Raw genomic sequence first — 22,904 nt, forward strand, 5'->3', positions numbered from 1 at the left:
TTCATTGCATATTTTTTTACATATATTTTTAATTTAGCTATTGACTATAATTTTGCATGTATATATAGTTATTTTCATCGGCGGACGGAAACGCCCCCCCCGATGAGACCCTGAATAAGACACGAACAAACCACGGAACAGACACATTAATGGAGGCCACGATGAAAAAAATTATCACCACACTGATTTTCACAATGGTTGTTGGAATTTCCGCGACGCCCGCTTCTGCCGAAAGACTTCACGCGCCTGAGCCCAGCTTTGATCGGGTTCTTAACAATTTTTTCAATGTCCTGTTGGACCCGCGTGACCGCTATGGCAACCACCAACGCCGGGACCGGCGCTGGAACCAAAGGCGCAATCGTCCGACGGTTGAGCAAAATGGTTGGCAGTATGCCGGTGCCCTGCCGCGTCGGGCCCGCCACTTGCATGGCAACAATTGCCACCGTGTCACCAAGATCAAACGTGTTCGTGGCCGGGGCAGGAATAAAAGTTGGAAACGGGTTAATGCGGTAATGTGCTACAACCGATTTGGTAACGCCTACATCGCTCGCGGCAGCCGCCGGGTTGTAAATGAGTACGCCGGACGCCGCCACCGCTAGACCGCTAGCACGATCCAATCCCCCTTGGATCAACCGGGCCCCGTCATTCCTTGGAAATTTCCGTGGAGTGGCGGGGCCTTCCTTTTTTGCTAGCCTAGTAGTCGTCCCTGTCCAGCCAATTCTGCTCGCCGATGTTACACGGTGGTGGTACGCGTTTTTTAATCACACCAGATCCTATTTGAGCCAATTGAACAGGTCCGGCGTGACGCTCCGACGGCGTATTATCGGCTATTTCCAACACAAGTTTTCTGAGCACCGCCCGGGCAAAATCATTAAAGTTCTTAGCGGCAACGATAAACGCGGATTTTCCACCTATGACACAATGCCGGTAATACAAATCTAAATTTTTTAGACTGGACAGCCCCCACGGACTCGGGCGTCCATTCATAATCGGCAAGCCATTAATAGTGATACCTTGAACAACGGCACGGTCCCGGGCTTTTGTAACGAGTTCACCCCAATTGTTCGGACCGTCGCCCGAAATATCGATGACCCGCCGGGTACCTTTAAAACCATTATTATCGAAATAACCAGCACCGAAATCGATGGCACTCGCGATGGCAGTCCGGCTCGCAGTTTCGGGTTCTTCTTTGGTCAATTGTTTGGCAAACGCAAGCGCACTTTCCCGGCTGTCGATCAATGCCCATTTGGCGACAGTCTTGTTATGACCAAAGCCCGCCCATTCGTAATAAACGACCGCGATCCGCCCCCGCCGACCATGGCGCACGGCTTCCCAGACCCTTGGATGACGAAAAGCCTTGATATAGCCATCGCGCTGCAAACGCGCTTCTTCTTCATCGATACTTCCTGAAACATCCACCCCCAAGGCCAATTCCAAATCGACAGGTAAATCGGCGGCATAAACGGACACGGCGAGAAACGTGCTACATAATCCTCCAACCGTGCCCTTGATGATCTTCTTAATTTTCATGGTGTATCCCAACGCCCCTGAAACCATTACACATCAGGCCCGCCATGGGAGCAAGAAGTTCGCCATCGTCATAAAAAAAGGCCGGGGAAACGCTCCCCGGCCTTTTAGGATCGATAAAAAAGAGTCTACCGTTTGAAGATAATTTCAACCCGGCGGTTCTTTTTCTCACGTTTGCCATCAGCCGTCGCGACCTTCGGCTGTGCTTCGCCGTGATGGCTTTTGACCAAAATGCCAGCGGAAATACCTGCTTTGGCCAGGGCCTTAGCAACCGCAGTCATCCGCTTTGATGACAGCGCTACGTTGTATTTCTTATCACCAGCCAAATCGGTGTGACCTCTAACGATGACCGTACCCGGCTTAACCGTTTCAGCGTCAAAACCGGCCGTATTAATGATGCCTTCCTGGTTCAGTGGAATCTTCGCACTATCAAAGCCGAAGTAAACGATATAAGGACCAGTCAATTTAGGCATTGGCTTGGGTTTCGGCATTGGCTTCGGCATTGGCTTCGCCATCACCTTCTTAGGCGCCTTCAATTTAGCCAAGGCGTTCTTGAACGCAGAACGGCAGGCTGCAATGTGCTTAGGCTGAAAATTCTCTTCCTGCTGTTCCATCCAGCAGTCAAACATCGCCTGAGCATGGGCCGAATATCCGGGCACGCGGGTCTTAGCACCATTGCCAAACGCCGCCATCAGATCACTTCTACCACGGGTTAATTCACCCACATTCTTTTTGGGAAGTTTTCGTTTGGAAATTGCCTCTGGATTGGTCGGCTTATTCCCACCGGCGGCCATTGCGCGCTTGGAATAAGCGTTCACCGAACCGACGTCATCCTCACCATATTCGAACGCCGCCAGATCCAAGTATTCTTGATGAAGGGCAATGGTAAATGCAGAGCCCTCAACTTGCATACTCGACGCCTTGTAGATATTGGCATTTTTCCAGGGAGCGCCTGTCATATAGTCGGCACGTGCTATTTCTAATAGGGATTTATTCCCGCCTGATTGCGTGCCTTGCCCAGCACAAGCCGAAAGCGTTAATGCGGTGACACCTACGACTGCTAACATTTTAAAAGATTTCACTGATCTTCCTCCTAAAGTTTGTAATTGGTAACAACAAACTCCCCCCGAGCATCCCGACGATTTTAAATATCGTTATTATTGGAATAACTCGATAATTCAAATATATGGTGCCCTGGCTCCAGTTTAAAAGTAAAAATTTCCCAGGTAACACATTTTATCATAGCTCTTCGCCGACACTTACTACAACCCAATGAAAAAATTAAAATTCTTGCGAGCCCATTGTCTCCTGTTCATTGTGTCAATCGGCCAATTGGTGGTAATTAAATCTTTACTAAACACGGTTTAAGAATGTGTATCCATTAGGCTTCAAACGTGGGACACGCTTATGGCCGTAGAAATTCGCCGTATTTTATACAGCGCTGATGAGTTCAAGGTGATTGCTAACCTCTACGTGAACCTTGTCGGGCCAAGCATGGGCTTGGCCGAAGGCACCGTCATGGCCATCGACATCTTAGAAGACGACCCCTTGGAAGTTCGCGTGCACATACAAGCCAGAGACGGTCGACAAATTCAGCACGTGTTTGATAAAGATAACGTGGTTGCTGCTATGACTACCTTTTGCAGCGAGATGAAAATTCCTCTCTCTAAAAAGTCCGTAAAAACTGCCAAGAAAAATAGCGAAGGAAAATTCACCTTCGACATGGTCATTCAATCGGCCGTTAATTTATCTTAGACTTACTTTCCAAACAGCTTTTGCCACCAAGATTTTTTAACTTTTTTCTTCAACCGCCGTCGTTTGCGTTTCGAGGGATCAATATCGCCTGGCTTTTTGGGGACAGACCGCGCATGCGGGTTTGAATATGAATAAAAAAGCCGGAACTCACCTTCCGTATTCACTCGATAATAGGCGATCTTAAAAATACTACTGTCGCGAATGCAGCGGTATTCTGCATCGCCCTTGGCGTCGGCCTTCTCGTAGATGGAGTCGCTATATTCCAGCTTGCCTTCTTTAAGCGCCTGACCCTCCCCGCAGATATAGACTTCCGTTGTCTCGGCCATAACTACGTCTCGTCCTTTAAGTCTTCTTTCAAATGTGCCCAACTGCCAAGGAATTCATCAATTCCTTGGCGCGCTGGCACAGCCTTCGGCCCCAGCATTTCAGCACGCAGGTAAATAATCGTCAGACTAAAGGCGCTCATCGCGACTTGATTACGATTACGTCGCGCGTCGGCGTTCATGGTGCGATAGTGATCGATGATCGGTTGATAGAGGTCCGGGCTATTCCGGCCTTTCTCGTGGCCTTCATCAATTGCAGCCTGGGTTTGTTCTGCAACAGCACGCCCCACGACGGCAGGTGACCCTTTGACGACCGAATCAAGGATCGCCCCGGAGTCCTTATTTAACTGCTTGGCCTCACGATCTGGATTGTTAAACCATCCGAACATGGCCGCATGTTACCCTGAGAGCTTCTTTTTGAGAAGTTCATTTACAGCCTGAGGATTGGCCTTGCCTTGGGTCTTCTGCATGACCTGACCAACGAACCAACCGATGATTTTCTCGTTGCCACTCTTGAACTGTTCAACTTGGTTCGGCCCGCTGGCGATAACCTCATCTATAATGGCCTCAATGGCACCGGTGTCGGTGATTTGTTTCAGACCCTTGTCTTCGACGATTTTAGCCGGGCTATCGCCGGTTTCCATCATGATGTCGAAAACGTCCTTGGCGATCCTGCCAGATATCGTGTTGTCGGTTATGAGACCAATCAACTCACCTAATGCTTCTGAAGAAACGGGGCTTTCGCTGATCTCAATTCCCTTAGCGTTTAACGCGGCGAAGAGTGTCCCCGTAACCCAGTTCGCAGCCTGCTTAGCGTCATGTCCATCAGCGACACGTTCAAAGAATTCCGCCGTTTCCTTTTCCGCTACAAGAACGCTCGCGTCATACGGGCTTAGACCTAAGTCATTGATAAACCGTTCTTTCTTATCGTCTGGCAATTCAGGAAGTTCCGCTTTCAACTGATCGACCAGTTCCTGACTGATTTCGAGAGGGAGCAGATCGGGGTCTGGAAAGTAGCGATAATCGTGGGCCGCTTCCTTTGACCGCATGGACCGGGTTTCGTTCTTGTTCGCATCATAAAGACGCGTTTCTTGAACCACGTCACCACCGGCCTCATAGACATCTATTTGACGTTCGGCTTCGTGTTCAATCGCCTGCATAATGAAACGGATGGAATTTACGTTTTTAATTTCGGCTCGGGTCCGAAGCTCTGTTTCTCCCACCGGACGAACCGAGACGTTGACGTCGGCGCGCATGGACCCCTCTTCCATATTGCCATCACAGGTCCCCAGATAGCGCAGGATCGACCGAAGCTTTTGAACAAAGGCTCCAGCTTCTTCAGGTGTACGCATATCGGGCTTAGAAACGATTTCCATCAGGCAGACGCCAGACCTGTTCAGATCAATGTAAGACCGCTTGGGGTCCTGATCGTGCATGGATTTACCTGCATCTTGTTCCATGTGTAGGCGCTCAATTCCGACCGACCGGCTCTCACCGCCTTCCAGATCAAGCACGATTGTCCCTTCGCCGACGATGGGGTGATAGAGCTGAGAAATCTGATAGCCTTGGGGCAGGTCCGCATAGAAATAGTTTTTCCGATCAAAGACCGAACGGAGATTAATTTCAGCATTGAGCCCCAGCCCGGTGCGCACGGCCTGCTCTACACATTCTTGGTTGATCACCGGCAGCATCCCCGGCATGGCCGCATCGACCAAGGAGACCTGTGTGTTTGGTTTGGCACCGAAAGCCGTGGAACTACCTGAAAATAGCTTTGCGTTGGAAATCACCTGGCAGTGGACTTCCAGGCCCAACACCACTTCCCAATTCGCCGTTTCACCTTTGATGATATAGGCCATCTTAGGCTCCTCCCGGCTTAGCGGTAAAGCCTGCGGCTTCTTCCAGCACACCCGCACTTCGGAACATCGTTTCCTCATCGAACGGCTTACCAATCAAATGTAACCCCAAAGGCAGGCCATCACCGTCCAGCCCCCCCGGAATAGAAATTCCCGGTAACCCCGCCATTGACGTCGGCACGGTATAGACATCATTCAGGTACATGGCGATGGGGTCGTCCATTTTCTCGCCAATGCCAAAGGCCGCACTTGGCGCCGTCGGTGTTAAGATGACATCTACGTCCTTAAAGGCTTTTTCGAAATCTTGTGCGATCAAGGCACGAACCCGCTGCGCTTTTAGGTAATAGGCATCATAGAAGCCGACCGATAGGACATAGGCACCGATCAAGATACGGCGGCGGACTTCGTCGCCAAATCCTTCGGCTCGGGTGTTCTCATACATCTCATCCAAGGTGTCCCCCGGCACGCGAAGTCCATAGCGCACGCCGTCATAACGCGCGAGGTTGGAAGACGCTTCAGCTGGCGCAATGATGTAATAGGCCGGCAGCGCGTATTTGGTATGCGGCAAGGAAATTTCACGGGTCTCTGCCCCGGCTGCTTTCAGCCAATCGGCTCCCTGCTGCCATAGCTTGGCGATTTCGTCCGGCATGCCATCAAGGGCATATTCCTTGGGGATACCGACTTTGAGTCCTTTAACGTCGCCACTCAGGGCTGCTTCGAAATTTGGTACAGCAATGGGAGCCGACGTTGAATCCTTAACATCGTGTCCCGCCATTTCACCTAGCATGATTGCCGCATCGCGCACCGTGCGGGTGAGTGGCCCTGCCTGATCAAGGCTGGACGCAAATGCCACAACGCCCCAACGCGAACAGCGCCCATAGGTTGGCTTCATGCCAACGATGCCGCAGAACGAAGCGGGCTGACGAATAGAGCCTCCGGTATCGGTACCCGTCGCTGCAACAGCTATTTGTGCCGCGACCGCTGATGCAGATCCACCTGACGATCCGCCGGGTACAAGGTCCTTACCATCGGCACCCTTCCACGGGTTTTTCACAGCGCCGTAATAACTGGTCATGTTGGCGGACCCCATGGCGAACTCATCCAGGTTGGTCTTGCCCAGCATAACCGCGCCACCATCCCGCAAGTTTGCCGTGACCGTCGATTCGTATGTCGGCTTAAATCCATCCAGGATATGAGACGCAGCTGTGGTCAGCACCCCCTCGGTGCCAAATAAATCTTTCACCGCAACAGGAATACCGTCCATTGGCCCGGCAACCTCACCCGCTTTACGGCGCGCATCGGATGCTTTGGCGCGTTCTAGCGCAATCTCCGGCGTTTCGGTGATGTAGGCGTTGAGGTCTTGGGCTGCCGACATCGCGTCAATATACGCGCTCGTCAGTTCAGCGGACGAAAAATCGCCCTTGACCAGTCCGTCCCGGGCTTCAGCCAAATTCAAATCGGTTAATCGGCTCATTGTTATTCGACCACCTTCGGCACGGTATAAAAGTTTTCTTCGCGGTCTGGTGCATTGGCCAGGACCTTTTCCGGCACCCCACCATCACTAATTACGTCTTCACGGCGGAAAAGCTCCATATCGGCAACACTGGTCATCGGCTCGACACCCTCGGTATCGACCTCGCTCAACTGCTCAACCCAACCGATAATGTGGGACAACTCACCTGCCAACGGCTCTAAATCTTGGTCAGGAACTTTGATTCGAGCCAAAAAGGCTATGTTCTTGACGGTCTCTTTATCCAAGGACATGGATCTAGCCAACTCCCCTAAAAATCACGAAAAACCGCCTAAATTTCTTAGTCCAGCGGCGGCGGGAACCTAACATTGTGGGGATACCCAAGCAAGATGGGATCGCGCGCATAATCGTTGTAAACAATGATCGGCGAAATTTTATCAAGTGCGGGAGTATAGTCGTTCAATTCAATGACGAAACCGTTAGGTTCTTTAATGAACACTTGATACAGCGGCCGATCAGGAAGTAACCGATCCCAGTATTCGATGCCCTCTTGTTTCATACTCTCTACGACCATGTGAGAGTCTTCGGCGCTGAATGCTTTATAACCCTCAAGTCCGCGCTCAGCGGGTGGTACTGATGGACCAATGGTCTAGGTTTTGACCTTCATAAAAATTTCCTAATTAAGCCCCTAAATAAACCTATGACTTATTTATACTTAGGCTTTCCCAGACACTTTCTTTCCAAGCGGAAGGCGCAATTTCTACTGCCGATTTTAAGGCGTGCTGAATACTATCGATTGATTTCTTCTTCAACGCAGGTGTCTTACCAAATTTTTTCAATGACACCCCATCGAACGCCAGCGTCTTCTTCTTAGTGTTAATAAGGAAATTCGTCGAAAATGCTCGATCCACTTCTTCATCGACACCCTGAACATCAATTGTAAGCTGGTGAACTAAGGCTCTAGACACCTTAAAAGGTGCCTCAATCAAGAACATGAGGGCTATAAATTTGATCGTTTTTCCTTTGTGAAGGCAAGCGTACGCAACTTCATAATCAGCAATTTCAAACAGCTCGCCATCGGCTTCGCTTTTTCCTTCGAAATCTATGCTGTACCGGCAAGCTCGATTATTCCCGGCATCCAATTTACCGCGTAATTCACCTGTAAGTGCCCCATCGATAAGGGGAACTAAAACTGGTGAATAGACAAATCCCAGGTCCTTGTCACCCATTCTAACAGCCAACCATGCCGCATCCTTAGGATACCCTGCCCCGGTAACCTTCATGCCTTTTTTCAGTCTGGAGAGCCGCTTGCTGGCTGTTTTAGGTAAAGCCCGAACATTAACGTCCTTGGTGACCAAGTATGTCCCTTGGGTAGGTTTTACTTCAACACCCAAGAATGTATCCGCATAGGCAGGTCCCCAGGCGAATGAAACGAGCAGCCCGGCCATCAGATTGAATCGCAATATGCAAACGTGCGACAGAAATCTCATATGCAATTAACCGTAACAGTTGATCTGGAAACATGATAGACAAGCAAAACCCGTCCCACCACTTTCTTTTTGCTGTCGTAACGAAATTTTGCTTTGATGATCTATGCCCGTTAAATCCATCCAAGAATTAAAATCTGAACGCCGTCGCGATAGCCGCCTATTGGGATTGGACCTCGGTTCCAAGACCATTGGCTTGGCCCTGTCGGATGTCACTCTGACCATCGCCAGCCCTTTGGAAACCATCATGCGGTCCAAGTTTGCCAAGGACGCCGCACGGCTTCAGGCCTTGATTACCGAACACGACGTCGGCGGCCTTGTCATCGGACTACCGGTCAGTATGGATGGAACCGAGGGCCCACGCTGCCAATCAACCCGAGATTTCACACATAATTTGTTCGAAAAAATAGATATAGACGCGGCCTTCTGGGATGAACGTTGGTCAACCCAGGCGGTCGAAAGAATTCTCATTGGTGAAGCCGACCTCACGCGAAAGCGTCGCGCCCAAGTCGTTGATCGGGCCGCCGCCGCCTACATCCTGCAAGGCGCACTTGATTTAGCATCTTAGTGTGGCTGGTGTGCGCCGGTCGGATGTGATTTAAAAGGCGTCTTCTTCGAACGTAAAAGGGTGAAAAATGACACGCATCGCTGTTTTAGACGACTATCAGGGTGTCGCCATGGAGTGCGCCGATTGGGGTTCGTTGCCGGACAATTTTAGCGTATCGACATTCAGCGAAGCGCTTGGCGATGAAGACGCGATTGCATCCGCCCTTAAAGAATTCGAGATCGTCATCGGCATGCGCGAGCGCACCCCCTTCCCGAAATCGTTAATCAACAAGCTGCCCAACCTAAAACTTCTCATCACCACCGGGTTGCGCAACATGTCGTTTGATGTTGCTGCTGCCAACGCACAAGGCGTCGTGGTTTGTGGCACGGCGTCGCAATCGACTCCAGCAGCCGAACTAACATGGGCGCTGGTCCTGAGTCTGTTCAAACAAATTCCGCTGGAAAACACAGTCATGCATTCCGGCGGCTGGCAAAAAGCCTTTCCGGCGACCGTAAATGAAAAAACCATTGGGACCGTCGGATTGGGCAAGCTCGGTTCCAAAATCGCTGCCTACGGCAATGTCTTCGGCATGAAGGTCCTGGCGTGGAGCCCCAACCTGACTCAGGAGCGCGCCGACGAACACAACGCAACGGCTGTCAGCAAGGAAGCTTTGTTTGCAGAATCCGATATTGTAACCATTCATATGCCCTTGGTCCCTGCCTCTCGGGGGCTGATCACAGCAGAAGATATTAATCGCATGAAACCCACCGCCTTTTTGGTGAACACGTCGCGCGGCCCGATCGTCGATGAGGCGGCATTAGCGGATGCCTGCCGCAATGGAACCATCGCCGGAGCCGGAGTCGATGTCTACGATATTGAGCCGCTCGCCACCGACCACCCGTTCCGGTCTTTAGACAACATGATCCTGACCGGTCACATCGGCTACGTGACCCGGGAGAATTATGAAGGCATGTACACCCACTCAATTGAAAACATAAAAGCCTGGATGGACGGCAATCCCATTCGCGTGCTGGAGGCAAATTAATAATGTTCGAAGGATTTGAGACTCGCGATATCGAGACAAGTGGCGCCACCATTCATCTGCGTCACGGCGGCGAAGGCCCGCCGCTGCTGCTGTTACATGGCAACCCCATGAGCCACGTTGCCTGGCGTAAGATTGCCAACCGCTTGGCTGAAAATTTTCATGTTGTTGCGACTGATCTTCGCGGCTATGGCGACAGTTCTGCCCCGCCAACGGATGAGAAACACACGCCTTATACCTTCCGTGCTATGGCCCAGGATCAAATCGAGGTCATGGACGCACTCGGCTACAAAGAATTCATGGTCGCCGGACATGACAGAGGGGCCCGCACGGCCCACCGCATGGCGGTCGATCATCCGGAAATCGTCCAAAAACTAGCTATAGTTGATGTCCTGCCAAATTATCATATCTGGACAAACGCGTCGCTTAAATGGGCGATGAAGTCCTGGCATTGGCTGTTCATGGCCCAGCCGGCACCCTTGCCGGAAAACATGATGGGCGGCCTCGATGCGCGTGATTTTATGGCTGGCAAACTGTCTAAGCCAGGTATTGGCCTCAAACACTGTGAAGGTGAGGCGTTCGAAGAATACGTTCGTTGCTTTAATGAAAAGACCATCTTCGGATCCTGCGAAGACTATCGTGCCTGCGCCACGACCGATATGGAAATGGATACGGTAGATGTCGAAAATGGCGTCACCTTTGACGGCCCGACCTTGGTTCTATGGGGTGGCAAAAGTCATACGGGCACGGTCCACGGTGACCTAATTCCGATCTGGCGGAAATGGTGCCCGGCTGCCATCGGAGGTCCGATCGATTGCGGCCACTACACCCAGGAAGAAGCACCGGATGATGTCTATGATTGGTTTATGAAGTTCTTTCCTGGCTAAATTTTGGGCTATAATTCTATTCTAAGACTAAGCACCGTAATCCAAAAGCTTCAGAAGCTCGCCTGCATAGCGGGTGAAGGTGCGTTCGGCTTCGTCATCAAAGGTATCGCGCCAAGATCCGACACTGCCGTCCGGCATTGCGCCGGCGTCGCCAGCACGAATGCATTGATCCAAGGCTTCGTCAGAATCATAAAGCCCTAAGAACAAGCATATGTCTCTCATGACCGGGCCTGGGTCGCTGAGCAGGTCTTCGTAGCAGACATCAATATAAAGGTCTCTATGCGAACGACCGAATCGTCTCGCATCACCGACACTGCGCGCCCAACTGTTAGCAAAGACATCGACAAAATCTGTAAATTCCGGAAATTTACTAGAAAACGCATCACCTTGATAGCGGCGGTTAAATGTCCACGCTGACGCTACCTCGTCTCGACCATCGCGAATGACATTGATAAATTTTGCATTCGGCATGACCCGAGACAGCATTTCCATATTGATGGCGTAGTCCGGTGTACGTTCACCGACGCATTTCACATGGTCATCGCCAATCCACCGGTTGAAGGCCAGCCCAATGGAGGTCGCCAGGAGGTATTCCAGTTCCTGATATGTAAAATCAGACGGAACACTGTTAACCCCCGCCGCTTCCATCTGACTGCGGCCGGCACCCACCTGCTGATTATAGTCGCCGATCGCCCGCTTTAGCTGCGGATAGAGCATATCGATGAAGTGCCCTTCACCGCGACACGCAGCTTCCGGATGTGCATCAATCGCTTTCTGCACCCAGACCGTCCCTGATCGGGTTAGGCCCGTGACAAAGAACATTTGCTTGTCAAAGACCTGCCCCAGTTTTTCGTGAAGTTGCCGATAGTCGGCCATACCCCTCGCCCCGTCAGTGATTATTTACTTACCGATAATTATTCGGTTAACCCTAAACCATACTTTAGTCGATTGGAATCATTGATACCACATGCAAGAATCAACAAACAAATAACATCCCACCTTGCACAAACAAACGACTGCGACTTATAGTGCCGCCCATGAAAGACGACGCGCTAGATAACACGCCCTATCCGCACCGTCATTTGTTGGGAATTGAAGGTCTTCCGCCCAACGAGATCTCGCTTTTTTTGGACCTCGCAGAATCCTACGTCGAACAAAACCGTCAAACCAATAAGACGGGGGCATTGCTGCAAGGTCGCACCATCATCAATTTGTTCTTCGAGGACTCGACGCGAACCCGGACGTCGTTTGAACTTGCCGGCAAGCGCCTTGGCAGTGATGTCATTAATATGTCAGTCGCCACCAGTTCCATTAAGAAGGGCGAAACACTGATCGATACGGCGATGACGCTAAATGCCATGCACACTGATGTGTTGGTCGTGCGGCACAACCAATCGGGCGCGGTCAAATTATTGTCGGAAAAAGTCAATTGTGCCGTCATCAACGCCGGTGATGGCAGTCACGAACACCCGACCCAGGCCCTACTCGACGCGCTGACGATCCGTCGGCGGCGCGGCAAGCTCGCAGGGCTTACCGTTGCAATTTGTGGTGACATTCAGCATTCCCGGGTGGCGCGGTCGAATATCTATTTGTTGACCACCATGGGGGCCCGGGTTCGACTGATCGGTCCCCGGACCTTGGTCCCGTCTACGTTCGCGCATTTAGGGGCGGAAATATTCTACGACATGAACGAGGGCCTAAAGGACTGCGATATCGTCATGATGCTGCGCCTGCAGACCGAACGCATGCATTCCAATTTTTTCCCATCAGTTCGGGAGTATTTCCACTTCTTTGGCCTCGACTACGAGAAATTATCAAACGCCAAGGAAGACGCCTTGATCATGCACCCAGGTCCGATGAACCGAGGTGTCGAAATTGATTCGGAGGTCGCTGACGACATCGGCCGCAGTGCGATCCGCGAACAAGTTGAAATGGGCGTCGCTGTTCGCATGGCCTGTCTGGAAATATTGACCCGGAATTCGACCCAGACAGTAGGGAAAGAGTCCTGATGTCGAATAAAATTCCTGAATCACTGAACAAGGTCGCTTATACCAACGCCCGCTTGTTGGACCCGAAAACCGGGCTAGATGCAGCGGGTGGAGTTTTGACCGAAGGAGAGTCCATCGTGGACTTCGGTCCCGGATTTTTCAGCGACGGTGTTCCCGAAGGGGTGACAGAGGTCAATTGTGGCGGCAAGTGCTTGGCCCCGGGCTTGGTCGATATCCGCGTCCAACTGCGTGAGCCCGGCGACGAACACCAAGGCACCATCGCTTCTGCTGTCCGCGCGGCAACAAAGGGCGGCGTCACCAGTTTTGTCTGCCTGCCCAATACGGACCCCGTGATAGATGATATGTCCGTGGTCGAGTTTATTGCCCGCCGGGCGCGCAAGTTGGGCCTCGCCAAAGTCTACTGCTACGGTGCCGTGACCAAGGGTCTGGAAGGCGCGGAACTAGCGGAAATGGGGATGTTGTCGCAGTCAGGTGCGCTGGCCTTCACCGATGGTGACAAGGTTATTGCCGATACCCAACTTATGCGCCAAGCGCTCAGCTATGCCGCCACATTTGGTCTTTTAATTGTCCAGCATCCTGAATTAAAAAGCCTCTCTGGCGGTGCCATGAACAGGGGCAAACTGGCGACCCGTTTGGGATTGCCCGGCATCCCCCGCGAGGCCGAGATCATCTTGATTGAGCGTGACATACGATTGGTCGAAATGACTGGGGGCCGGGTTCACTTCGCCCATGTTTCCACGTCCGAGTCGGTTGATGTCATTCGCCGCGCCAAGGACAAAGGCCTCGACATAACCTGTGATACAGCACCTCCTTATTTCGCCCTGAACGAGACAGCAGTAGGCGATTACCGAACGTTTTCCAAACTGTCGCCACCGCTTCGCGCGGAAGAAGATCGGTTGGCGATCGTCGCAGGGATTAAGGACGGAACCATTGATGCTATTGCCTCTGATCACGCGCCCCAGGATGAGGAATCAAAACGTCTGCCGTTTCAACTAGCGGCATTTGGGGGCATTGGCTTGGAAACCCTGCTTTCCGTTTCCCTAGATCTTTATCATAACGGCGACATGGAACTGCTTGACGTTATCGGTCGACTGACGTCGACTCCTGCAGACTTGTTAGGGCTGGAAGCCGGTCGCTTGGAAAAAGGTGGCGCTGCCGACTTGATCCTATTCGACCCAGACAAGGGCTGGAAAGTAGATGCCGACGAGCTGGTGAGCAAATCCAAAAACTCCCCCTTCGACGGCAGACCTGTGCAAGGCCGGGTCATCCGCACAGTGATTGACGGTCGCGCGGTGTTTGGGGCGGATGCTTGACCCATGTTCGTTGACGATCAGCAGTTACTTTTATTTTATGCTGTTTCGGTACTTGGCGGCTATCTTCTAGGCTCCGTTCCATTCGGCCTGCTGATCACAAAGATCGCCGGGCAAGAAGACATCCGCAATATTGGATCGGGTAACATTGGCGCAACCAATGTTCTTCGAACCGGCAAGAAGGGCTTAGCTGCGGCAACACTGTTGTTAGACGGCGGCAAGGGGGCGGTTGCCGCCTTAGCCTTCGCTATGCTGGGCGTCGATATGGGGCTGATCGCCGGACTGGCTGCTGTCATCGGTCACAATTTCCCGATTTGGCTGAAATTCAAAGGCGGCAAGGGCGTCGCGACGACCTTGGGTGTTCTCATCGCGACCTCGTGGCCTGTCGGGCTTTTGTGCATCTTAACGTGGTTGGGGACAGCTGCAATTTTCCGCTATTCATCACTTGCGGCCTTGGTATCTTTGGCAGCGTCGCCCGTTTATATGTACTATTTAGACGATCTTCATCACGTATGGATGGCGGCTGTTCTCGCTGCTCTTTCTATTGTTCGTCATCATGAAAACATTCGCCGATTGGCCACCGGTGAAGAAAGTAAGATCGGCAAGAAAAAAGAATAAGCAAACGCGCTGCATAAGTGAATCATTGACGCAGCATGGCAAATCCCCCACCTTCCCCGCCATGAACGAAACGTCACCCAAAGCCCTGTCTGCGGCTGAAAAGCTGAATTGGTTGCGCCTAATCCGTAGCACCAACGTGGGACCATTTACGTTTTTTAAGCTGCTGGACCGGTTCGGCACAGCGTCTGCTGCCCTTGATGCCTTGCCGGACCTTGCCAAACGCGGTGGCGCAAAAAGACAGATTAAAATCTCCGCAAAGGCCGAGGCCGAGCGGGAGATTGAGGCCCTCGAAAAAATCGGCGGTAAGTTCGTTGCCTATGGTGAAGCCGACTACCCGCCCTTGCTGGCTCATACCGAAGGGGCGCCGCCATTACTCACGATCAGAGGGCACACGCATCTTCTTTCCAAACGCGCCGTTGCGGTGGTCGGTGCGCGCAATGCATCTCTAAATGCCCGTAATTTTGCCCGCAAGATATCTGCTGACTTAGGCGCGGGCGGCTTGCTTGTTGTCTCCGGCATGGCGCGAGGCATCGATACTGCTGCCCACGAGGGTGCGTTGGAAACAGGCACTGTCGCCGTCTTAGGGGGCGGCGTAGACGTGATCTACCCCAAGGAAAACCAAGACCTCTACGATCAGTTGGTTCAATCCGGAGTGGTGTTAAGCGAAATGCCGCCTGGAACCAAACCAATTGCCAGACACTTCCCGCAACGCAACCGAATTATTTCAGGAATGTCCCGGGGCGTGGTCGTGGTCGAAGCATCGCCGAGGTCAGGTTCCCTCATCACTGCCCGATTAGCGGCCGAACAAGGCCGTGAAGTTTTCGCCGTTCCGGGCTCGCCTTTGGACCCAAGAGCCAGCGGCGCCAACAAACTTATCCGAAATGGCGCGACATTGACCGAATCTGCCCAAGACGTGTTGGAGTCCCTAAATGACCTATTTTCCAAGCCCCTTAGCGAAGGAGAACCCATTGATTTCTCTGGCGTTTCTCCATCTCCACCCGACGAGAATGAGATTTCAAAAGCACGCAGCGTTATAAAAGAAAATCTCGGTCCGAGTGCTGTTAGTGTTGACGAAATCATTCGGAACTGCCAATTCTCCCCCGCCGTGGTTGCCATGGTGCTGCTGGAATTGGAGTTAGCAGGGCGTTTGGAACGCCATCCAGGCAACCGGGTTTCGCTAATTCAGGAGCTATGACTTATACCCATGGACGTTGTCATTGTAGAATCGCCGGCCAAGGCAAAGACGATAAATAAGTACCTTGGTGACGGCTATAAGGTGCTGGCCAGTTATGGCCACATCCGAGACCTGCCCTCGAAGGACGGCTCAGTTCGTCCGGACGACGATTTTGCCATGGATTGGGAAGTCGATCCAAAATCCAATAAGCATCTCAAGGAAATCACCGCAGCCCTTAAAGGCGCTGACCACCTATATCTTGCGACTGACCCGGACCGCGAAGGAGAAGCGATTTCCTGGCACATGCAGGAAGTGCTGGAAAAAAAGCGGGTCCTGAAAGGCATCGATATTAAACGGGTGGTGTTCAACGAAATTACCAAGTCAGCCATTCTCGAAGCATTTAAACATCCCCGCGACCTGGACCGTGAACTTGTCGATGCGTACCTTGCGCGCCGTGCGCTGGATTATCTCGTCGGGTTTAATCTATCGCCGGTTTTATGGCGGAAGCTTCCGGGCAGCAGGTCTGCTGGAAGAGTTCAGTCCGTCGCCTTACGCTTGATCTGTGATCGGGAGACAGAGATTGAGCTTTTCCGCCCGCAGGAATACTGGACGGTTACCGCAGACTTTAATAATGCTGCCGACAAAAAATTCACCGCCAATCTGACCCACCTTGATGGAACCAAGCTAGACAAGATGTCGCTGACCGATGAAGCAAAAGCGAAAAACGCTGTTGCCGCCATTGAGGCAGGTGATTTCTCCATCGCTAAGGTCGAGCGCAAGCAATCCCGGCGCAACCCTGCAGCCCCCTTCACCACATCCACTCTACAACAAGAAGCAGCCCGTAAACTTTACTTTGGTGCCAAGCGCACCATGCAGGTGGCACAGAAGCTTTATGAAGGCATTAATCTTGGTGGCGAGACCGTGGGCCTAATTACTTACATGCGGACCGATGGCGTCACGATTGCCGCGAGTGCGATTGACGATTGCCGCAAGGTGATCGGCCAACAGTATGGCGACAACTACGTGCCGAAATCGCCCCGTGTCTATAAGACCAAGGCGAAAAATGCTCAAGAAGCTCACGAAGCTGTCCGTCCAACTGACGTGAGCAGGCTGCCTAAGGACATTGCTTCTTACTTAGATGATGACCAGCGCAAGCTCTACGACCTGATCTGGAAACGGACCGTCGCCAGCCAAATGGAAGCCGCTGTGTTGGATCAAGTCGGCGCGGACATTAAAGCGAATGGCACAATTTTACGCGCGACAGGTTCTGTCATTGCCTTCGATGGTTTTTATAAGCTTTACCGTGAAGGCATCGACGATAGTGACGACAAGGACGGCGAGCGCATTTTGCCTGACCTTAAAGAAGGCGAAAAGGTCGAGCGTTTAAAGGTTGACCCTGAACAACACTTCACCCAACCGCCACCGCGTTTTTCAGAAGCCAGCCTTGTGAAGCGACTTGAAGAACTGGGCATTGGCCGTCCTTCCACATACGCGTCGATCATATCTGTTCTTCAAGACCGGAACTATGTCGTCATCGACAAACGCCGGTTTATTCCTGAAGATAGAGGACGCTTGGTTACAGCTTTTCTTTCCAGTTTCTTCCCGCGCTACGTTGAATTTAATTTCACCGCCGAACTGGAAAACCAGCTCGACGATATATCTGGCGGACGAATTGAGTGGAAGTCTGTTCTCAAAGACTTCTGGAAGCTGTTCAGTGCGTCTGTTGACGAGACCAAGGAACTCCGCGTTCGGGACGTCCTGAACGCCCTGGACGATCTTCTCGGGCCGCATTTCTTCCCAGAGGTTGAAGGCGGCAAGGACACCCGTATCTGTCCGACCTGCAATGAAGGACGACTGAATCTCAAGCTTGGTAAATTCGGTGCCTTCATCGGTTGTGCCAATTATCCCGAATGCAAATTCACCCGACCTCTTGTGGTCGATACTGGTGAAGAGGGTGATGCCACTAATGCTGGGCCAGTTCTCTTGGGCAAGCACCCAGAACTCGACCTCGACGTCACACTGCGCAAAGGCCCTTATGGTCACTATGTACAGTTGGGTGAAGAAGTCGTTGTCGATAAGAAAAAGAAAAAACCGAAGCGGTCCTCGTTAGCGAAAAATATGGACCCTGCATCGGTCGATCTGGAAAAAGCACTGGCCCTGCTGTCACTTCCCCGCGACGTGGGCTTACACCCTGAGAGCGGCAAAATGATTGCCGCCGCAATTGGACCCTTTGGGCCTTATCTGCGTCACGACAGTCTATTTTATTCGATAAAAGGCGACGACGACGACGTCCTGACGGTTGGGCTAAATCGTGCCGTCACTATCATCGCAGACGCGCCGAAGAAAGTGCCGCCAAAAACTCTTGGTGAGCATCCCAAAGACAAAAAGCCAGTGACGCAACGCAAGGGGCGTTGGGGGCCTTTTGTCCAGCACGGCAAAATTCGCGCGAACATTCCGAAGGATGTAGATGCTGATACGATAACGCTGGAAGAGGCGCTTAAGTTAATCGCTGCAAAAACAAAGGGTGGCAAAAAAGCGCCCGCTAAGAAAGCCGCCGCGAAAAAGAAGACGCCTGCGAAAAAGAAAACTGCGAAAAAGAAACCGGCGAAGTCATCTGCAGCATCTAGTGATTGATCCGAAGGATTAACCTAGGTGCCTTCGCCCCCCAAGCGCCAGCGTTTCCCATCTAAAAAGGAAATTCTTACCTATATCCAAGAGAACCCGAACAAAGTCGGCAAGCGCGATATTGCGCGCGCCTTCGGCCTTATTGGATCACAACGGGTAAAGCTAAAAGACATCCTGCGCGAAATGAAAACGGAAGGTCTTATTGCCCAAGGACGCGGCAGAAGATTTGCTGAAAAGGGAACCTTGCCGGATGTCACGGTCCTAACCGTCATTGGACCTGACAAAGACGGTGACGTTTTGGCGAAACCTAAAGACTGGAACGAAGAGGGCGAGCCGCCGCTGATTTATCTGGCCCCCCATCGCCAAGCGCCAGGGCCTGGTGATCTAGTATTGGCGAAACTCAAAAAGCTTAAAGACGGCACCTACGAAGCCAGCGTCATGCATCGCATTGGCGGGGCCGAGCGCCGCGATAGCGTCTTGGGCGTATTTGAAATGGTGAAGGGTCAGGGTCGCCTGCGCCCCACCGATCGCCGACAACGATATGAATTTTTTATCGCCTGCGGCGACGATGGCGATGCCAAGCCAGGTGAACTGGTCCGCGCCGAAGTTATCCCCGGAAAACAGTTGGGACTCCGCCAAGCCCGAGTCCTGGAACGCCTGGGCGACACACAAGGTGCAAAATCGGTCAGCCTGATCGCCCTCCACGAACGCGACATCCCAATTGATTTTTCCGATGGTGCCTTGGCGCAAGCGGAAAAGGCAAAGGCCGCGCCTCACAAAGGACGGGACGACCTGCGTAAAATTCCGCTCGTCACCATTGATGGTGCCGATGCGCGGGATTTCGACGATGCGGTCTGGGCCGAACCTGATGACTCTCAAAACAACCCCGGCGGCTGGCACCTGATCGTCGCCATTGCCGATGTGGCTTGGTACGTTCGACCGGGGGATGATTTGGACCGGAGTGCATATGAGCGGGGAAATTCGGTTTATTTTCCGGACCGGGTCGTTCCCATGCTGCCAGAGGTCCTTTCGAACGGTTGGTGTTCACTGCGCCCGAACGAGGACCGTCCCTGTCTGGCGGCTCATATGTGGATTGATGCGAACGGACGACTTCTCAAGCACAAGTTTATCCGCGCCACGCTCTGCTCCGCCGCGCGACTGACCTATGAGCAGGTTCAGGCGGCCAGAGACGGTAACCCGGACGATGCGACTGGCCCGTTGATGGAGAGCGTCATAAACCCCCTCTACGGCGCTTTTGAGGCCTTGTTAAAAGATCGCTCCAAACGCGGCGTACTCGAACTCGACCTTCCCGAACGTCAAATTCACGTGGATGATGAAGGCACAGTGACCGGGGTTTCCATTCGGCAGCGTTTCGAGTCCCATAAATTGATCGAAGAATTCATGATTGCCGCCAACGTCGCGGCTGCAGAAACGTTGGAAAAACAGAAACAACCCTGCATGTACCGCATCCACAACGAACCCACGTTAGATAAGCTGGAAGCGTTAAGGCAGTTCTTGGATGGTATTGGCATCAACTTTGCCAAAGGTCAGAAGATCATGCCAGACCACTTCAATGACATTTTGGAAAAAGTCGCGGATACACCGAACGCTAACATGGTCAACACGGTGGTCCTACGGAGCCAGTCCCAGGCCGAGTACTCACCCAACAACATCGGGCATTTTGGCTTGGCGCTTCATCGGTATTGTCACTTCACCTCCCCCATCCGGCGCTATTCAGACTTGTTGGTTCATCGGGCACTAATCGAAGGGGGCGGGCTTGGCGCTGGAAATATTGGTGATAAATTTGGTGACTTCGAAAATATCGGCGAGCACCTGTCTGATACCGAGCGCCGTGCAGCACAGGCTGAACGCGACGCCGTAGACCGTTTTAGTGCTGCATTTTTAGCAGATCGCGTGGGCGCAGAATTCCCAGCCCGAATTAACGGCGTCACACGGTTCGGATTATTCATCACCCTGGAGGAGACCGGTGCCGACGGTTTGATCCCGATCAGGGACTTACCAGACGACTATTATATTCACGACGAAGCCCATCATATGTTGCGCGGACGGCAGAATAAGCGCGAATTTCGGTTGGGCCAAACCTTGCGAGTCGTCCTGATGGAAGCGACCCCGCTTACCGGCGGCCTGATTTTTAGGCTCTCAGAGCCAGGGACCGAAAAAATCAGAAAACTGCCCCCCCGTGGGAAGCCACATAAAAAATCACGTGGAAAATCAAAGGCTTCTCGTCGACGCGGCCGAGCGGATTCTAAAAAATAATTCAGCCCATGGTGTTGTTTCCGGCAAAAAAAAATCCGCTAGTGACGAATTCGAAAAAATCGCAGAAAATAGACACCATGAGGGGAAATCATACGAACTGGTCTGGTTTACTGTTGGTACTGACGGCGGGGGTCCTTGCGGCTTGCGCCCAAATGCAGCAACCACCCGTCGTAGATAAGTCCCCTGTTCCGTACAAACAAGCGACCGAAATGTTCCTAGCCGGATATACCCATATCGCGGAAAAATATATTGAAAAAATCCCGGCGTCTCAAATGGCGATGGAAGGCATACGGGGTCTTGGGTCCATCGACCCAGCACTGACGGTAAAAAGGGTCGACGATAAAATTTTCTTGCCCACGTCGGATCCAGAGGAAGAGCCAAATTACTTCGATGCGCCGGCCGACAACGACATAAAGGGATGGGCGGATCTGACCGTAAAAATTTGGTCAGAGGGGCGCAAAGCTTCTCCAGAACTTTTTAATTCCTCACCAGAAAAACTGTACGAAGCGGTTTTCGACGGCGCGCTGTCAAAACTAGATATCTATTCGCGGTACTCCGGTCTTAAAGAAGCGACTCGCAACCGCGCCCGTCGTGAAGGCTTCGGCGGTATTGGTATTCGTTTTAAGGTTTCAAGCAAGTCCGTCCGCATCACCCGGATCATCAAAAAGACCCCCGCGGCACGCTCTGGTCTGCTTGTTGGTGACCTAATTCTCCGCGTCGGCTCCATCCCCGTTGTTGGGCTTTCATCGCGTGATGTTTCTGACCAACTACGCGGTCGAATTGATAGCAAGGTCAAATTGACCATCTCACGCGGGTCAGAACCCACACCGAGAATCTTCCTTCTCGAACGACACTTGATTGTTGCGCCAACGGTCAAAGCCAAAATTAATGACGGCATCGTGTTTATGAAAATCTCGGGCTTTAATCAGCAAACATCTCGCGACCTCGCCAAGAAAATGCAACACCTGCGAAATGTTCACGGACATAAAATCAGAGGTGTCGTCTTAGATCTTCGGGGCAACCCCGGCGGCCTTTTAAATCAGGCGATCAAGATTGCCGATTTATTTCTTGATCACGGCAAAATCGTTAGCACCAGAGGTCGACACCCGGAAAGCATTCAATATTACGAAGCCGGCGGGCGCGATATTGCCCGTGGATTACCGCTGATCCTTCTCATGGACGGAAGATCAGCATCTTCGTCAGAGGTCCTGGCTGCTGCGCTGCAAGATCAGGGACGCGCTGTGATCATCGGCACGACATCTTTTGGCAAAGGCACAGTCCAAACTGTCATTCGAATGCCTAACAATGGCGAAATCACCCTCACGTGGTCACGCCTTTATTCTCCCGCAGGCTACGTCCTGCATGGCCTGGGCTTGCGACCGAGTTTCTGCACCAGTGGAAGCGGTGAAATGAAGAACAAGGATTTATTTGCGTCGATCGCTGATGAGAAATTAGTTCGCCAAGCCTTTAAATCTTGGCGAAACACGGGAATTTATAAGCAAGCTCAACGTTCAAAGCTCCGCGCCAGTTGTCCTGCTGAAAGACGCAAGAAAGCGGTTGAAGTCCGCGCCGCGCGGAACTTGCTCAACAATGTTGAACTCTACGCTCGAGCGCTGGCATTGGCAGCTTTTGATGCTAAAAAACCCGTGGAAGAAGCGATCAAGGCACCAAAACAAAACATCACCAATGCTCCTCAGTAAAGTCTTGTACCTTGCCAAGAGCATGACGACGCTTGACAGCAGCGTACGGCGCTGTATTTTGCGCGCCAGAACACAGTATCGCGCACAATATACCTTTTGAAACCGGACACCCGATCATGGCGAAACCAAGTACCATTCTCATTAAGCTGGTCAGCACTGCGGACACGGGCTTTTATTACGTGACCAAGAAAAATCCTCGGACATCTACTGAAAAAATGGAATTTCGGAAGTATGATCCGGTGGCACGCAAGCATGTCATGTTCAAGGAAGCGAAGATCAAGTAACGTTGATCATCCTGC

23 protein-coding genes are annotated in these 22,904 nt (G+C 52.1%); 13 read left to right on the forward strand and 10 right to left on the reverse strand.

Annotated elements, in window-relative coordinates; translation table 11 throughout:
- Positions 1–161 precede the first annotated feature (161 nt).
- Positions 162–599: a hypothetical protein gene (locus HOM51_00945; protein ID MBT5033059.1), complete on the forward strand. Its 438-nt coding sequence runs from the start codon at positions 162–164 to the stop codon at positions 597–599.
- A 94-nt stretch (positions 600–693) separates the two neighbouring features.
- On the opposite strand, the gene HOM51_00950 is transcribed toward HOM51_00945, so the two are convergent.
- Both HOM51_00950 and HOM51_00955 read right to left on the reverse strand, forming a co-directional pair.
- On the reverse strand, positions 694–1,530 hold the full coding sequence (locus tag HOM51_00950; protein MBT5033060.1) for a DUF1194 domain-containing protein: 837 nt from the start codon (positions 1,528–1,530) through the stop codon (positions 694–696).
- A gap of 125 nt (positions 1,531–1,655) precedes the next feature.
- The gene (locus HOM51_00955; GenBank protein MBT5033061.1) at positions 1,656–2,609 is read right to left on the reverse strand and encodes an OmpA family protein; all 954 of its coding nucleotides are present in this window, start codon (positions 2,607–2,609) and stop codon (positions 1,656–1,658) included.
- Between the two features lie 325 nt (positions 2,610–2,934).
- Between HOM51_00955 and HOM51_00960 the strand changes: the two genes are divergently transcribed.
- Complete coding sequence (locus tag HOM51_00960; GenBank protein ID MBT5033062.1) at positions 2,935–3,282, forward strand: hypothetical protein; 348 nt, start codon at positions 2,935–2,937, stop codon at positions 3,280–3,282.
- A 2-nt stretch (positions 3,283–3,284) separates the two neighbouring features.
- On the opposite strand, the gene HOM51_00965 is transcribed toward HOM51_00960, so the two are convergent.
- From HOM51_00965 to HOM51_00995, 7 genes are all read right to left on the reverse strand, one after another.
- Entirely contained in the window at positions 3,285–3,608 is a 324-nt protein-coding gene (locus HOM51_00965) for a hypothetical protein (GenBank protein MBT5033063.1), read from the reverse strand.
- 2 nt (positions 3,609–3,610) lie between these two features.
- Positions 3,611–3,994: a hypothetical protein gene (locus HOM51_00970; protein ID MBT5033064.1), complete on the reverse strand. Its 384-nt coding sequence runs from the start codon at positions 3,992–3,994 to the stop codon at positions 3,611–3,613.
- Positions 3,995–4,003: 9 nt separating this feature from the next.
- Entirely contained in the window at positions 4,004–5,461 is a 1,458-nt protein-coding gene (gene gatB / locus HOM51_00975) for an Asp-tRNA(Asn)/Glu-tRNA(Gln) amidotransferase subunit GatB (protein ID MBT5033065.1), read from the reverse strand.
- A gap of 1 nt (position 5,462) precedes the next feature.
- Positions 5,463–6,932: an Asp-tRNA(Asn)/Glu-tRNA(Gln) amidotransferase subunit GatA gene (gene gatA / locus HOM51_00980; protein ID MBT5033066.1), complete on the reverse strand. Its 1,470-nt coding sequence runs from the start codon at positions 6,930–6,932 to the stop codon at positions 5,463–5,465.
- Between the two features lie 2 nt (positions 6,933–6,934).
- A complete protein-coding gene (gene gatC / locus HOM51_00985) occupies positions 6,935–7,222 on the reverse strand; it encodes an Asp-tRNA(Asn)/Glu-tRNA(Gln) amidotransferase subunit GatC (GenBank protein MBT5033067.1) in 288 nt (95 codons plus the stop codon).
- Between the two features lie 47 nt (positions 7,223–7,269).
- Positions 7,270–7,503 (reverse strand): hypothetical protein, encoded by a 234-nt coding sequence (locus tag HOM51_00990; GenBank protein ID MBT5033068.1) that lies wholly within the window; start codon positions 7,501–7,503, stop codon positions 7,270–7,272.
- 124 nt (positions 7,504–7,627) lie between these two features.
- On the reverse strand, positions 7,628–8,323 hold the full coding sequence (locus HOM51_00995) for a hypothetical protein (protein MBT5033069.1): 696 nt from the start codon (positions 8,321–8,323) through the stop codon (positions 7,628–7,630).
- A 199-nt stretch (positions 8,324–8,522) separates the two neighbouring features.
- Between HOM51_00995 and ruvX the strand changes: the two genes are divergently transcribed.
- The 3 genes from ruvX to HOM51_01010 all read left to right on the forward strand — a co-directional run bounded on the left by ruvX (position 8,523) and on the right by HOM51_01010 (position 10,892).
- Positions 8,523–8,984 carry a Holliday junction resolvase RuvX gene (ruvX, locus tag HOM51_01000; GenBank protein ID MBT5033070.1) on the forward strand — a complete coding sequence of 154 codons (462 nt, stop codon included), beginning with the start codon at positions 8,523–8,525 and terminating at the stop codon, positions 8,982–8,984.
- A gap of 67 nt (positions 8,985–9,051) precedes the next feature.
- Positions 9,052–10,008: a D-2-hydroxyacid dehydrogenase family protein gene (locus HOM51_01005; GenBank protein MBT5033071.1), complete on the forward strand. Its 957-nt coding sequence runs from the start codon at positions 9,052–9,054 to the stop codon at positions 10,006–10,008.
- Between the two features lie 2 nt (positions 10,009–10,010).
- Positions 10,011–10,892: an alpha/beta hydrolase gene (locus HOM51_01010; protein MBT5033072.1), complete on the forward strand. Its 882-nt coding sequence runs from the start codon at positions 10,011–10,013 to the stop codon at positions 10,890–10,892.
- A gap of 27 nt (positions 10,893–10,919) precedes the next feature.
- Here HOM51_01010 and HOM51_01015 read toward each other — a convergent pair whose 3' ends face one another.
- The gene (locus HOM51_01015; GenBank protein MBT5033073.1) at positions 10,920–11,768 is read right to left on the reverse strand and encodes a sulfotransferase; all 849 of its coding nucleotides are present in this window, start codon (positions 11,766–11,768) and stop codon (positions 10,920–10,922) included.
- A gap of 161 nt (positions 11,769–11,929) precedes the next feature.
- Here HOM51_01015 and HOM51_01020 point away from each other — a divergent pair, with 161 nt between their 5' ends.
- From HOM51_01020 to rpmG, 8 genes are all read left to right on the forward strand, one after another.
- Positions 11,930–12,901, forward strand: coding sequence for an aspartate carbamoyltransferase catalytic subunit (locus HOM51_01020; protein MBT5033074.1), 972 nt, complete (start codon positions 11,930–11,932; stop codon positions 12,899–12,901).
- A complete protein-coding gene (gene pyrC, locus HOM51_01025) occupies positions 12,901–14,214 on the forward strand; it encodes a dihydroorotase (protein ID MBT5033075.1) in 1,314 nt (437 codons plus the stop codon). Before HOM51_01020 ends, pyrC begins: the two co-directional genes overlap by 1 nt.
- Positions 14,215–14,217: 3 nt before the next feature.
- Positions 14,218–14,829, forward strand: a complete 612-nt coding sequence (gene plsY, locus HOM51_01030) for a glycerol-3-phosphate 1-O-acyltransferase PlsY (protein ID MBT5033076.1) — start codon at positions 14,218–14,220, stop codon at positions 14,827–14,829.
- A gap of 61 nt (positions 14,830–14,890) precedes the next feature.
- A complete protein-coding gene (dprA, locus tag HOM51_01035; protein MBT5033077.1) occupies positions 14,891–16,024 on the forward strand; it encodes a DNA-protecting protein DprA in 1,134 nt (377 codons plus the stop codon).
- A 9-nt stretch (positions 16,025–16,033) separates the two neighbouring features.
- Complete coding sequence (topA, locus tag HOM51_01040; GenBank protein MBT5033078.1) at positions 16,034–18,637, forward strand: type I DNA topoisomerase; 2,604 nt, start codon at positions 16,034–16,036, stop codon at positions 18,635–18,637.
- Positions 18,638–18,655: 18 nt separating this feature from the next.
- Complete coding sequence (gene rnr, locus HOM51_01045) at positions 18,656–20,905, forward strand: ribonuclease R (GenBank protein MBT5033079.1); 2,250 nt, start codon at positions 18,656–18,658, stop codon at positions 20,903–20,905.
- A 77-nt stretch (positions 20,906–20,982) separates the two neighbouring features.
- Positions 20,983–22,605 (forward strand): S41 family peptidase, encoded by a 1,623-nt coding sequence (locus HOM51_01050; protein ID MBT5033080.1) that lies wholly within the window; start codon positions 20,983–20,985, stop codon positions 22,603–22,605.
- A 116-nt stretch (positions 22,606–22,721) separates the two neighbouring features.
- Positions 22,722–22,889, forward strand: a complete 168-nt coding sequence (gene rpmG, locus HOM51_01055; protein ID MBT5033081.1) for a 50S ribosomal protein L33 — start codon at positions 22,722–22,724, stop codon at positions 22,887–22,889.
- The last annotated feature ends 15 nt before the right edge of the window (positions 22,890–22,904 follow it).

It is taken from the genome of Rhodospirillaceae bacterium (assembly GCA_018660465.1).
GTDB lineage: Bacteria > Pseudomonadota > Alphaproteobacteria > Rhodospirillales > JABJKH01 > JABJKH01.